Source organism: Nodosilinea sp. LEGE 07298 (assembly GCF_015207265.1).
GTDB lineage: Bacteria > Cyanobacteriota > Cyanobacteriia > Phormidesmidales > Phormidesmidaceae > Nodosilinea.
In genome coordinates, this window is sequence record NZ_JADEXE010000181.1 from 1 (window position 1) to 13,730 (window position 13,730).

11 protein-coding genes and 1 pseudogene are annotated in these 13,730 nt (G+C 54.2%); 1 reads left to right on the plus strand and 11 read right to left on the minus strand.

The window, feature by feature from the left end:
- The 4 genes and pseudogenes from IQ273_RS21415 to IQ273_RS21430 all read right to left on the minus strand — a co-directional run.
- A pseudogene (locus IQ273_RS21415) lies at positions 1-753 on the minus strand (hypothetical protein); the annotation flags it as partial.
- A complete protein-coding gene (locus IQ273_RS21420) occupies positions 750-2,057 on the minus strand; it encodes an AAA family ATPase (RefSeq protein WP_194025194.1) in 1,308 nt (435 codons plus the stop codon). The pseudogene IQ273_RS21415 and the gene IQ273_RS21420, both read right to left, overlap by 4 nt.
- A 69-nt stretch (positions 2,058-2,126) precedes the next feature.
- Positions 2,127-2,807 (minus strand): Rho termination factor N-terminal domain-containing protein, encoded by a 681-nt coding sequence (locus IQ273_RS21425; protein WP_194025195.1) that lies wholly within the window; start codon positions 2,805-2,807, stop codon positions 2,127-2,129.
- Positions 2,807-4,147: a ParA family protein gene (locus tag IQ273_RS21430; protein ID WP_194025196.1), complete on the minus strand. Its 1,341-nt coding sequence runs from the start codon at positions 4,145-4,147 to the stop codon at positions 2,807-2,809. Before IQ273_RS21430 ends, IQ273_RS21425 begins: the two co-directional genes overlap by 1 nt.
- A gap of 255 nt (positions 4,148-4,402) precedes the next feature.
- Here IQ273_RS21430 and IQ273_RS21435 point away from each other — a divergent pair, with 255 nt between their 5' ends.
- A complete protein-coding gene (locus IQ273_RS21435; RefSeq protein WP_194025197.1) occupies positions 4,403-4,624 on the plus strand; it encodes a hypothetical protein in 222 nt (73 codons plus the stop codon).
- 22 nt (positions 4,625-4,646) lie between these two features.
- Here IQ273_RS21435 and IQ273_RS21440 read toward each other — a convergent pair whose 3' ends face one another.
- The 7 genes from IQ273_RS21440 to IQ273_RS21470 form a co-directional block, all read right to left on the minus strand.
- Positions 4,647-5,951: a glycosyltransferase family 4 protein gene (locus IQ273_RS21440; protein WP_194025198.1), complete on the minus strand. Its 1,305-nt coding sequence runs from the start codon at positions 5,949-5,951 to the stop codon at positions 4,647-4,649.
- Between the two features lie 644 nt (positions 5,952-6,595).
- Complete coding sequence (locus IQ273_RS21445; protein ID WP_194025199.1) at positions 6,596-7,972, minus strand: M17 family metallopeptidase; 1,377 nt, start codon at positions 7,970-7,972, stop codon at positions 6,596-6,598.
- Positions 7,973-8,096: 124 nt separating this feature from the next.
- Positions 8,097-9,281 (minus strand): M20 family metallopeptidase, encoded by a 1,185-nt coding sequence (locus tag IQ273_RS21450; protein ID WP_194025200.1) that lies wholly within the window; start codon positions 9,279-9,281, stop codon positions 8,097-8,099.
- A 137-nt stretch (positions 9,282-9,418) separates the two neighbouring features.
- A complete protein-coding gene (locus tag IQ273_RS21455) occupies positions 9,419-10,969 on the minus strand; it encodes a FecR family protein (RefSeq protein WP_194025201.1) in 1,551 nt (516 codons plus the stop codon).
- A gap of 213 nt (positions 10,970-11,182) precedes the next feature.
- A complete protein-coding gene (locus IQ273_RS21460; protein ID WP_194025202.1) occupies positions 11,183-11,467 on the minus strand; it encodes a hypothetical protein in 285 nt (94 codons plus the stop codon).
- 157 nt (positions 11,468-11,624) lie between these two features.
- On the minus strand, positions 11,625-12,635 hold the full coding sequence (locus IQ273_RS21465) for a FecR domain-containing protein (RefSeq protein WP_194025203.1): 1,011 nt from the start codon (positions 12,633-12,635) through the stop codon (positions 11,625-11,627).
- 424 nt (positions 12,636-13,059) lie between these two features.
- On the minus strand, positions 13,060-13,730 hold a 671-nt coding region (locus IQ273_RS21470), incomplete at its 5' end, for an SOS response-associated peptidase (RefSeq protein ID WP_228053523.1).

A 13,730-nucleotide genomic window follows, 5' to 3' on the forward strand; every position in this document is an offset into this window, starting at 1 on the left:
GCTTTGCTCGAAGTGGTAGCGGGCGACGTCGAGATCGCTGCGGCCCAGAGCGTCACGGCCTTTGAGAAAATCGAGGCTGGCTTTGAGTTCGCCGTCGAGGGTGGCGTGGGTTTGAGCAATATCGACTAGGGCAAACTCTAGCTCGGTGCGCAGGGCCGAGCCCTGGCTATAGTCAGAGGCCTCGGTGTGGTGGGGGCTATCATCCCCCAGGGTCAGCATGGTGGCAAACAGGTCGTTGGCGCTGGCGTGCAGCGAGTGAATCAGCTCGCCGGGCGGGTACTCAAAGGGAATGGGAGCGGCGGCAAAGCTTTTAAAGTCGGGGGCGTGGCGGGTAAGGCTGGCTAGGGTGCGATCGCTCACCCACAGCACCACCGGAAACGGCAGCGCCTTCGGAAAGGCGTTGCGGCCCAGGTTGGCAGCCTTAAATACTGCCGCAATATTCTGCACTTGCTCTAGCCCGGTCACCATCAGGGCAAAGGGTGGATTGTCTAAGGGCTCGGCGGTCAGCGCCTGCAGCAGGGTGGTAACGTGGGCGGTCAGCGATCGCTCCACCAGGGGCCGTTCTGTCAAAGTAGCTGTGCTCTGCAAATGGTCAACCACCAATCGCTGCAGGCGCGAGTAGTTGCACCGGGCCAGCACCAGCGAAAAGCGGTTGGGCCGCAGGGTAATCGCCCGCTGTAGCTCCGTTAAAGCGGCCTGGTTGTGGGCCAAAATTTCGGTGGGGCTAGCGCTGCTGGGGCTGGCGATACTCATGACCGGGGCTGCTGGGCCAGCCAGCTGCGGTAGCGATCGGTTTCAGCCAGCAGGGGGTTGAGGCCAAACCAGCGGCCCTGGTCGTCGCGGTACTCGTACAAAAACAGGCTGCGTACCAAAATGTTGTAGTCTTCATCGCCCTGCACATCCTGGCGCGAGACCGCCTGTAAGAGCAGATCCCACTCGTGGTCGCTGACTAAGCCCATCAGGCTGTCGCGCTCGTTACGAATTACGGCCTCCAGGGTAGCGCGCAAAAAGGGCGGGTCTTGCTTGCGCAAACAGCCGTCTAGCAGCCGAATCAGGTTGCGCATGTGGCCGCCGCTGACCTGGCAGAGGCGATCTAGGGTGGCGATCGCGTCAAAAACTTCGCCCACCGCATCAATGCGCTGGTTCACATTGAGATCTGGGAAGGCGCGAATTAGCACCATCTGCCGCAGCAGGGCCATGCCCGCATCATCGGGGTTGCCTTTGCGATCGCGCACGGGCACCATGGGCAACACCATTGGGTTGGTGCCAAACCGATTCGCCAGTCGCACCAGATCGTTGGAAAACATTAGCTCTAGCGGAATGGTGTAGACCAGGTGGCAGTCGAGCTGTTTCAGCTGTTCACCGCGATCGACAAAAATATACTCCGACTGTAGCCGCCCCTGAGATCGCAGGGCGCTATCGATGCGATCGAGGTTGTCCATAATCACCACCAGGCGGTTTTTGCCCTGCTGCTGAAGGCGATCGTTGGCGGGGGTCAGCAGCTCGTCGTTGATGGCGGTAATAATGCTGCGGGTGCGTGGCTCCAGGTACTGGCGCAGCTGGCTGCGCATATCCGGGCTTTGCTTAGCCGAGGCGGTAATGCTGGCCAGACCCGCCGAAAAGCTCACGTCAGAAATTTCCATCGGCGTGCGCAGGGTATCGGCCAGGTTTTGAAATAGACCTTGCAAGTAGGTGGGCTTAGTGACGATGCCAATTTTGTCGAGGTGCTCACTAATGTTGTGGGCAATGCTGAGCAAAATGTCCGAGATCTCAACATCGGCCATTTCTAAATCACGGTCTGACTCAAAATAGATCACCTCATAGCTGCGCCGTATCAGGGCATCTTGAAGGCGAAACAGCTCGGTCGATTTGCCGCAGCCAATGTGGCCGGTAAAGAGCTGAGTGGTGGGGCGATTGCGGGCCAGCCGAGCGATCTTGCGCTCTAGCTCTTGCACAATGTCGCCGCCGCGCACGGTCGAAAAGTCAATGTAGTAGCGCTTGCCCCGCAGCGGCTGGGTGGGGTCGCAGGCATCGTAAAACTGCTGTAAATCCAGCATGGGTTATCGCCGTAGGGTTGCCTCCAGGGTATCGTACCAGTGGCACAGCGGGGCTAATGGTCTTCCCCCTCAAGCGGCTGCTAAGAGCTTGACTAAATCAGCTTTCTTCAGCTTTGAGAGCCCTTCTATCTCGCGTTTTTTGGCCATCGCCTTGAGCTGCTGAGTGTTGAGTGACTCTAGCAGGGCGCGGTCTGTAATCACCTCGGGTAGAGGTTTTGGAGTCAGGTAAAAAATCTGCTCTAGCGCTTTGAGCTTCTTGCCAGCAGTGATACGGCATCCCAGTTTGGTGATCGGTTTCAGGTCTTTCCAGTACTGGCGAGGAGCATCGTCTAACCGAGCTACTAAAGAAGCCGGATTAGTTCCTTTAAGTGGGCTATCCGCCTGGCTCATGAGGTAGTCGATTGCAGCAGAAATTTCCTCACGACTAGCCGTAGATAAGTTGGTTTTTGGCTGGGTTTCTTGGGCCAGGGCTTGGGTAATGGCAACCGTCTCTGGGGAATCGTCGGCAATGATGCACCACACTTCGCCTAAACCAGCTTCGGCTGCGACGGCGTAGATAAATGCGTTGCCAACGACCTGGTACTGGTCAGGGGCAGTTTCTTTAACGACTAAAGGAATCCAGTTGCGACCCTCTGGCCCAAGCTGATTTGCTGCGAATTGAATTAAGTATTCGTGGACTTCGCTGGGTTCACCCGGCTCAATTTCATCAAAGGGCAGACACATTAGGTTGCCAACGTCTGAAAGGCTCATTAGAGAAAGTACTCCTTCACAAGGTTTAGATATTGCTCTCGGGCAGGCTTAAACGCAAACGCCGCAGGTATATGCATGAAATCAGCCCTTGAAATGTAGGCCATGTATGGGATGCTGATCATCCGTAAATCCTTGTGGCCTTTGCGAAACTTAGGGTAAAAATATGGGGTTAAGTCAAACTTTGTTGGGCTGCTTCTGCCGTCTTTTATAATTTTGGCCACAGCTTGATGCATGAGCTGTAATTGAGCATCAGATATCCTAAATGCATTGTTCATAAATATAGGTAATGCCATTGGGCCGGCTTCTCCAAATCGCCGCCGTTCCGCCTGCATTTCAGGGATAAAACGAGTAATCGCCATACCTGCATTTTGAAGAGAATGTAGGTTGTCGTGCCGTGCTGGTATTAATACAACGTCAGCAGCATAAATAGCTTTTTGAGCAAAAACTCGCCAATTCGGAGGGGCATCAATCAGAATGTAGTCATATTCTCCCTGTACTGACTCTAATACCCGCCGCAGGGCATGAAGTTTGACCTGCTGTTTCAATTTTGCTTCGTCAACATCGCTGATTAAATCTTCATCGGCTAAGATTACATCGAACCCTAAAGGCTCCGGAAGCTTAGGATGCTCGAACTTGTAAGAAGTGATAATATCTCTGGCATCGGCTTCTTTGCTCTTGAGAATGTCTAGAATCTTTCCTCTCAGTGGCTTTAGGTTTAGGGCATCACCTAGATCACTCTGGTTAGGATCGAAATCTACAACTAATACTCGCTTTTTAAGCAAAGCTAGCGTAGCAGCCAAGTTTAACGTAGTGGTTGTTTTACCAACGCCACCTTTGTTGTTGTAAACCGCTACTATCAGCGCTCGTCTAGGGCTTTCTAGGTGTTGCTTGAGATCTTTGACGACACGTTTAATATCTCCGTCTAGCGGTAGGCAGGGCGTTACGGGGTGAACTACCTTGCCGTGCTTGCGGAACAACTGAGCGTGGAGTGAATTGGTTAAGAGACCCCATTTTACTGATTTAGAAGCTGGATCTAACAAATAGTGCTTGAGCTGTTGAGCTGCCCTGCAATAGTTGGGGTGACACTGATCCGCCAAGTTCTCCGATCGCGCTTTCACCTCCATATAGAGGTGCGGGTTTTTGAAGCTTTCAAGAAAAATGTCGTTACTGGTGTTCTTGCGAGCGGCGTGGTCAACAGCTCGATTGCTTACCGGAAATTGGGGCACCATTTCTAAATCTTCAAAACCCAATGCTTTGAGGAATGGTTTAGAAAAGTTTCCCTCAACAATGGCCTCAGTGGCATCAGATGGCAAGAATTGTAGCGTTTGCTCTAGGCTCATGGGCTTTCTGCGTGGCTTTACTCTAGTCGTACCGAAGAAGCTTGGTTACAACCATATAGTTGGATGGAGTTTATGGAAGTTTCATGCTCAAATTAGAAATCCTTCACTCCTAATCCTGGGCTAACTTCACTGACCCAACATACCCACAAAGAAAGGAAGTCTATCGCACTGCTACCCCATCCCGCCAACACTGCTACCCCATCCCGCCAACCTCGTGCGGTAAGATGAGCCAGGCCAGTTACTCCCTAGAACGTCATGTCTATTTCCAAAGCCGAAGCCAAGCAGCTGCTAGAGCGAATGATTTTTGACGCCACCGACCCACAAGACTGGGTGCAGGACGTATGGGGCCTCAGCCCGCTGATGGGCGATAGCGCTGCCAAACTGCTAGAAGCCTTCTACATTTTGATCGATTGCTGCCACGAAGAGCAGATCGACAACCTAGTCAAGGGGCTGTACCGAGACCAGCTAGAGCTTTAGCTAAGCTCTAGCTGGTCTATCATCATTTTCGGGGCAAAACGGGTTCTGAGTCAGCGGTCAGCGGGGTTTGATGAGCCACTTCTCGTTTGTAGTCACTAAAATTCAATGTATCTCTAGAATCCGAAGTGTCTCTACAAATCTTTTGAACAACGCTTTCTACTTGGGCCTGCCAACTCTTGGAGTATGAGAAAAACTGAGCCCTTAGGGCCATAGCATTTCTCTGCTTCTGCTCATAAAAATCCTTGTCTGTCGCCAACCTCAAAATAGCCTTGAAGTATTCCTCTACATTGTCAGGAGCAACTTCTACAGCAGCATCTCTAACTACAGATAGTGCTGGACAAACGGGCGAGGTAACGATCGGTCGGCCCACAATTACGCCCTCAGCCACAACTTTGTTAAATCCTTCAACAAAGTCTTTGGTTGTTGGTACCACCACAACGTGAGACGTTTCATACATCTTGCGCAGCTTATCTCGCTTGCAATGACCATGCACAACAAACCGATCGGCAATGCCAGCTTTCATTGCAGCGGCTTTGAGGTTTTCTACCTCACCACCAGTACCACAGACGTTAAAAACACAGTCGGGCTTGGCAGCTATAAATTTCTTGGCAACTTCTAGAAGCAAGTAAACTCCTTTACTCGTTTCTACTCTGCCAGCAAACAAAACCTTAAACGTATCAGCTTTAGCGTTGTAATGCTGAATCTTAATGTTGTTGAGAAAATCTTCTCTGTAGGTAGGAACAAATGTCCGTATAGGACGGCTTTTGCCATTGGTGATCTTGATAATCTGGTCTTTGATGTCTTCGGAGACGACGCAAATTTCTACGCAACCATACTGAAAGAATAAGCTATTCAGCTTTTGAATGATGTTCTGTACGGTACTAGGCTGTTTGTACTTAGGCCACAGAGTGCAGTGAATTGTAGGAACAATTTTGATGCCGAATAAAGGCAGAATACCGAGGAGGAACCAAAAGGTTCTATCTTGGGTAGCAATCAAAATGTCGGTTTTGAACAAGATTGCCGATGTAATCAGCCTCAAGCCCGACCAAAACTGACCGGCAAAGTAGGCAATGCTACTTCTAAAATGATGTTTTAAGGATCTAAATTCAATCCTAAAATTCTTATCTTGGATCAGACCTTGCTTATCCCTTGCCGAAATAAGCCAAGATTTTGCATTAAACTTACTGGCTAATTCATAAAAGTGTTGAGCATAGGTGATCGCAAAGTGAGAAGGATCATCTTGGCCTAAAACCCAGTGCATATAAACACTTGTAGCGTCTACAGGACCTGAAGAATATAGTATTCTCAACTGTTTGTCAGAATTCATAAGGGCTACGGGGCACGAGTTTATATGGGGGACTTTTGCGCTACTACTTACGCAAGTTTTGACGTATTAGCCACACAATATTCATGACTGAGTAGCGACTTTTGGATTAGCACTCTAAGTAAACTATCTGGTTAGAAAGCTCAATATAGAAGCTTAAACTCTAGTTAAGCGAAACACCACAGTAGGGTTATTGGCCTAACTAGAATTACTGTCAATCGTGTTCGATACTATACAAATAGTATACAAAGCTTAGAGAGGTGACATATACCTTTAGGTAGGGCTTTGTACCTAGTCGTAATGTGACCATTGCTACTTTTTTAGGACCTGCTGACAGTAGCTATTCTGAGATGGCAATCGTGAACCATAGCGCTTCAACTTTTGACTGTGTTGGCTTTCTAAGTCCTGAATGATTAGACCCGACGCTGCAAATTAAATGACGGCCACTGAGAGGCAGATGTTCATTCACACTACTCACTTTACAATACTTTAAGATTTAGATGAATGCTTTGTAAGCATTATTTGAATCGCCAGATTTTGTCCGATCTAAACAACCCCTACGTCGTGGGCAGGGTAGGGGTTGTTAGCGGTTGGATCTCTGAGAGGTATTTTAGGTCAGCCGCCCAGCCTTCCTCCATTTCCCTGACTCACTGCGGAGCTAAAGGTTGAGACGCGCCCTTTGCCACCTGCTGCCGAATCAGCTCAAATACGGCCCGTATCCCCATCGCCTCTCCCCCCTCAGGGCGACCGGGCAGGGTGCGCACATTCCAAGCCATTAGGTCGAGGTGCACCCAGGGAATTTCAGGACGAGTAAACTCCTGCAAAAACAGGGCGGCGGTAATCGATCCGCCATAGGAGTTGTTGGAGATATTCGAGAGATCGGCTACGGAGCTATCCAGCATGGCTCGGTAGGGCTGATGCAGAGGCAACTGCCACAGTGGGTCATCTACCGATAAGCCGCAGGTCAACAGGGCGTTGGCTTGCTCTGGCTGATTGCTAAAGCAGGCCGGTAGCTCTGTACCCAGGGCAATGCGGGCGGCCCCGGTGAGGGTAGCAAAGTCGACCACTAGCTGAGGGGCGGGTTCTTCGCAAACGGCTTCCCACAGGGCATCGGCCAGCACCAGGCGGCCTTCGGCGTCGGTGTTGCCCACTTCCACCGTGAGCCCCCGACGTGAGGGAACTACATCGAGAGGGTGCAGGGCATTTCCGGCAATGCTGTTTTCAACAGCGGGGATCAGCACTCGCAGGCGTACGGGTAGCTGTAGGCCCATGACCATCTCGGCTAGGCCCAGCGCGTTGGCGGCACCGCCCATGTCTTTTTTCATCAGCTTCATACCAGCAGCGGGCTTAATGTCGAGACCGCCAGTATCAAAGCAGACGCCTTTGCCCACTATCGTCACCCTGGGGGCATCGGGGTTGCCCCAGGTGATGTCGAGCAGCCGTGGAGCTTGGGTAGAGGCACGACCTACGGCGTGGATCAGGGGATAGTTTTGGGCCAGTAGGTCGTCGCCTGTAATGGCGCTCAGGTTAGCAGCATGGCGATCGCACAGTTTTTGAGCCGCCGCCTCTAGCTGCTCTGGCCCCATATCGCCAGCGGGGGTGGTGATTAGGTCGCGCGCCAGGGTGGTAGCGGCGACGGTGGTGTTGACATAGGCCGCATCGGCTCCGGTGGGGGGCACTAGTTCGGCCATAGCCGGTGCAGATTGACGCTTGTACTTGGCAAAGCTGTAGCGACCCAGACTCCAGCCTAGCCAGAGCTTGGTCGCAAGGTCTGCGGGCCAGGCATCGGCCAGGGTGTAGGTGTGGGGCGGCAGGGCTTTAGGAAGGTTGCCCAAGGCCCAGGTATCGACCGGGTCGGGTTTGCCGACTAGAACTTTGGCCAGGTTGCCCTCGGCACCGGGCACCAGACAAAAGGTGTTGGGGTCTGCCTTAAACCCGGTGGCCTTGGCCCAGGTCTGGCTGTCGGGGTGGTCTTTGGCAAAGTCGGTCTGGTTCACCAGGTAAATAGGAATCGGCGTTGACAACGGTTATCCTCCGGGAGTGGCACCCAAACCAATCAGTCTATCGAAGTTTTGGCCTGGGCTGTACGTTCAGTGCTGAACGGCCCTACAGACTGGCCTAGACGGCTAGTAAGCCCAGATTGTAGGCCTAAAGACCAGGCAGCTGCCAGTAGCGGTAGCTGGTGTAGGCCATCGTCAGCACTCCGGCGGCGATCGCCGATTCGTCAACCTCAAATTTGGGGTGGTGCAGAGGGTAGTTAATAGCGCGATCGGTAAAGCCTACCCCCAGGCGAAACATGGTGCCGGGAGCATGCTCTAGGTACAGCGAAAAGTCTTCGGCCCCTAGCGACGGCTCGTGGATAATTTGCAGATACTCGTTGCCTAGTGCCTCGCTGGCGCAGCGGGCGGTGAGTTCAGTCAGGGTGGGGTCGTTGAGTACCGAAGGCACTCCTCGGCGGTAGTTGACCTCGCACTTGGCCCCGTAGGGTTGGCAGACCCCGGCTACAACTGACTCAATCCACTGGGGCAGGTGGTTGCGGGTATCGGGATGGAGCGATCGCACCGTGCCCAGCAGCCTGACCGTATCGGCAATCACGTTGGGGGCACGCCCGCCATGAATTTGGCCAATGGTAAGCACAATCGGGTGCAGCGGGTTTTGGGTGCGGCTAATCGCCTGCTGGAGGGTGGTGACCACCTGAGAAGCAATCCAGATGGCATCGATCGCCTCATGGGGGCGGGCTCCGTGGCCCGACTCACCGACAATAATTATCTCTAAATCATCGGCAGCGGCGGTGAGTGCGCCGTAGCGAATGCCAATGGCGCGGGCGGGTACCGAGGGGTAGGCGTGCAGCCCCAACACCGCCGAAACCCCCGCCATCACCCCGTCTTCAATCATCCAGCGGGCACCCTGGGCGGTTTCTTCAGCGGGCTGAAACAAAAACCGAGTGGTACCCGGCAGCGGCAGATTCAGCTGAGCCAGCACCATAGCCGTACCCAAGCCGACTGTGGTGTGCACATCGTGGCCACAGGCATGCATAATGCCCGTTTGGTTAGAGGAAAAGGGCAGGTCTACCCGTTCGGCAATGGGCAGACCATCCATATCGGCGCGAATGGCCAAGATCCTAGGATCTTGGCCTCCCGGTAACTCGGCCACGACGCCAGTTTTGCCCACCAGTTCTTGCACCCGCAGCCCGCAGGATGAAAGCACTCCCGCTGCGTAGGCCGCCGTTTTATACTCTTGCCCACTGAGTTCAGGGTGGCTGTGAAGGTGACGGCGAATTTCAACTAAGCGGGGCGAAATTGCCTCAACAATAGATTTAATCTGGCTCAGCATGGGTTAGCACTGTCGGTAATGGCCACGTTTAGCCTAAAGCAGACCAGAGTTGATGTATAACACCACACCAACCTGTCTTGCCAGTGGCTTTTTAGCCTAGACTCTTAGCTTAACCACTAACCCAGCTCAGCAAGCCTTTATTTATCAGGGGGGAAAAAAGGCCCCGGTTCGGCAGGTGGGTTAGCGGGTACTCCACCGTTAAACGGCGGCGGATTAGCATTTCCAGGTCCACCACCCGGATTGCCCGCACCAGGTCCACCACCCGGATTGCCCGCACCAGGTCCACCACCCGGATTGCCAGCGCCAGGTCCACCACCCGGATTGCCAGCGCCAGGTCCAGGATCGGTGACGCCACCACCCGGATTGCCCGCGCCAGGTCCACCACCCGGATTACCCGTAACAGGGCCAGGATCGGTAACACCACCGCCCGGATTACCTGTAACAGGGCCAGGATCGGTAACACCACCGCCCGGATTACCTGTAACAGGGCCAGGATCGGTAACGCCACCACCCGGATTACCTGTAACAGGGCCAGGATCGGTAACGCCACCGCCCGGATTACCTGTAACCGGACCAGGATCGGTAACACCACCGCCCGGATTACCCGTAACCGGACCGGGATCGGTAACGCCGCCGCCCGGATTACCTGTAACTGGACCAGGATTGGCGACACCGCCGACAGGGATGGGCGCTGGATTACCATTACCGCCAGTTAATGGTGGCTGAATGGGTGACGACCCTACCGATTGGGTCGGAATGGTGGTAACTAAGCCATCTCCGGGGGTGAGTACCCCTCGTAGGATGGAGATAGGTGCGGGGCCAGAGTTGGCAGGAGACAGCACCCAGGGTTCTTCACTGGCGATTTGATTAGTGCTGTCGATGCCAATCAGGGCAGGGTTGAGGGTAACAGCTTCTGCGCTAAAGGGAGCCTGTTCTTCTAGCGCTTCCAGGGTTTCTTCGCGCACGGCTTCAAGGTCAGGGCCGAGGGGAGAGTCGGCGTCGGGGTTGTCTAGCTCCAGTCCTTCTACCAGGGGGCTGGTTTGGTAGAACATGGGCAGATCGAACTCGACCACCTGCACCTGATTGTTTTGAATCAGGGCCATCTGTCCGCCGTAGAGGGAGTACTCGGTAGCGCCGCAGGCAGCGCTATCGCCGCCACAGCTGTTGGCGGTAATGGTCATCGGCCCGGCGGGGTTGTTGGTAAGGGCCATAACAACGGTTAGATTGCTGTCTGGGATGTAGCGCACGACCACTGCCGACCCCTGAATGCCGGTTACGGCACTGGGGGTTTGAATATTGGTGCGGCCCCGTCCGGGCGGAATGAGCAGCAGCACAGTGCCGTTGGTGAGCCGAAAATTGCGGGTGTTGGGCACAAAGCGAAAGGTAGCCCGCTCGCCCACTCGGGCCAGCGACCCATCGTTAAAGCGCAGGTCGGCCTGGGCGGTGGCGGCAGTGCGCAGGGCATCGCCCACGGCTAAAAAGTCTGACATTCTGGCGGCTCGAGCCTGCCGACCACGGGGAATAAACTCGACCCGGTTACGCAGCGCTTCAACATCGGCCCGAGTTAGGGTCACACTAGCTTGGGCCGGTAAGCCAACGAGCACTAGCGCGACAAGGGAGACCAACCCAGTCACCTTAGAGGCAAGGGGCTTGGGGCCTCGCCGGACAAATTGGCTGACGTTCAGCATGGCATAACCGCAGTAACAGCTTCTTAGTTTCTCGGTGCTCTCTACCGGGCGCGATCGCATCGAAGTAAAGGCACTATGAACGACCCTAGGAACACAACCCTTTTAGCAGCTAGCAGGAACTCTACGTATATCTACTAATCTTTAATAACAGATCCGTAAGAATGGCATAAAGTTCCCGATGAAGATTTTACTTCATCTTTATATACATCCTGCTCAAGCGCTTTGGACAATGTCTGTTGCAGGCTTAGACACAACCCAAGTTGTGCCCAGTAGCGGCATATTGAGCTGAGCCTGCAACATAGCCACACCTAGTCCAGTGATGGTGTGTACATTATGGCCGTAGGCATACATAGTGTCCAACTGGTTTGAGACAAAAGGCAGGCTTACCCGTTTGGCAATGGGCAACCCATCCATATCGGCTCGAATGGCCAAAATTCTAGCATCTTCACCCCCTGGTGACTCCGCTACCAGGCCGGTTTTGCCGACCAGTTCTTGCACCCGCAGCCCTCAGAATGAAAACGGTTCAGCTGCGTAGGCCGCCATTTTCTATTCCTGACCACTGAGTTTGGGGTGGCTGTGAAGGTAATGGCGAGTTTCAACTAAGTGGGGCGAAACGGCCTCAGAAGCAGATCTACATCTTCGCACCAATCAGATTCTATTTATCAGGAATAAAAAACTCTGGATCACGATTAACAACCTCTTCATTATCACCGCCACCAATCAAGGAGTCGCCAGGTCGTCCGGGAAGCTGAATAGGCTGTGGGATGGCTATTTGAGTGGACGGTATGGTGGTGATAAGCCCGTCCCATGGCGTTAGCACCCCTCTCAGAATCGAAATGGGAGAGACTCCAGAGTCATCAGGAAAGAACATCCAGGGTTGCTCACCGGACAGCTGATTGGTCCCATCTGATCCGATGACGGTCGGATTGATAAGGGTAACGACTTCTGCGCTAAAGGGAGTCTGATCTTCTAGGGCTTCCAGAGTTTCTTCCCGCACGGCTTCAAGGTCAGGGCCGAGGGGAGCGTCGGCGTCGGGGTTGTCTAGCTCCAGCCCTTCTACCAGGGGGCTGGTTTGGTAGAACATGGGCAGATCGAACTCGACCACCTGCACCTGATTGTTTTGAATCAGGGCCATCTGCCCGCCGTATAGGGAGTACTCGGTAGCGCCGCAGGCTGTGCTATCACCGCCACAGCTGTTGGCGGTAATGGTCATCGGCCCGGCGGGGTTGTTGGTGAGGGCCATAACAACGGTTAGGTCGCTGTCTGGGATGTAGCGCACGACCACTGCCGAGCCTTGAATGCCGGTTACAGCGCTGGGGGTTTGAATGTTAGTGCGGCCCCGTCCGGGCGGAATGAGCAGCAGCACGGTGCCGTTAGTGAGCCGAAAATTGCGGGTGTTGGGCACAAAGCGAAAGGTAGCCCGCTCGCCCACGCGGGCTAGGGAGCCATCGTTGAAGCGCAGGTCGGCCTGGGCGGCGGCGGCGGTGCGCAGGGCATCGCCCACCGCCAAAACATCTGACATTCTGGCGGCTCGAGCCTGCCGACCACGGGGAATAAACTCAACCCGGTTACGCAGCGCTTCAACATCGGCCCGAGTTAGGATAACACTGGCCTGGGCGGGCAGGCTAACCAGCACCAGCGCCACAAGGGAGGCTAACCCAGTCACTCTAGAGACAAGGTGGGTTGGACCTTGTCGGACAAATTGGCTGATGTTTAGCATGGCATAACCGCAGTAACAGCTTTTAATTTCTCAACGCTCCCTACCGAATGCGATCGCACCGGAGAAAATCGCTGTGGACGACGCTAGAGATATAACCCTTTCAGCAGTTTGCAAAAACTCTACGTATATCTACTAGTGCTTTAATAACAGATCCGTAAGAATGGCACAAAATTTCTGATTAGAATTTCACTTCATCTTCATCTGACACACACTGCTCAATGATTGCATATAACTATTTACACGCCTGCAAACGAGCCTGGCCAATGAGATTCAGCTAGATTACCTAAATCTGGCTCGCGGGCGCTAAACTGCTAGGGTTTGAGCAAAAGAGCCCTCTTTCTGTTGTACGGGCTAGTTCAGCGCGTGGTTCTTAACCCAACTCGCTATCTCTGGCGAGGGGTTCGATGCAGGCTGGGGTGTCGTGCTGAGGTTTGTTGACCACTTTTGATACCGGGTAGCGCTCCATCGCCTCTGCCTCGTAGGGGCGCAGCATGGCCTGGAGGGTTTGGGGTTGGTAGTAGCTGGGATCTAGCCAGGCGGCGTAGTCTTCGGGGGGCAAAATGACCGGCATACGGTTGTGAATGGGCTCCATAAGCTCATTGGGGTCGGTGGTTAGAATGGTGCAGGTTTGCAGCTCGCCGCCGCTGATCGGGTCATGCCAGTGCTCCCAAAGTCCGGCAAAGGCAAAGGGCTGGTGATCTTTGAGAAAAATGTAGTGAGGCTGCTTGGGTTGCCTGTCGCCCTGCCGCTGCCATTCGTAAAAGCCATCGGCCAAGACCAGGCACCGCCGCCGTTTAAAGGCCGCTCGAAAGGAGGGTTTTTCTGACACGGTTTCGGCCCGAGCATTGATTAGACGACTGCCGATCGTCGGATCTTTTGCCCAGCTTGGAATCAGGCCCCACTGCAAGAGGTGAAAATGCGGCTCTGGCTGCTCTGCGGTGGCAACCACCGTAGCCACGGGCTGGGTGGGAGCGACATTGTAGCGGGGAGCCACGGGGGGAGCGGCCTTGAGGTGAAAGGCCACCGCCAGATCTTCCCCGG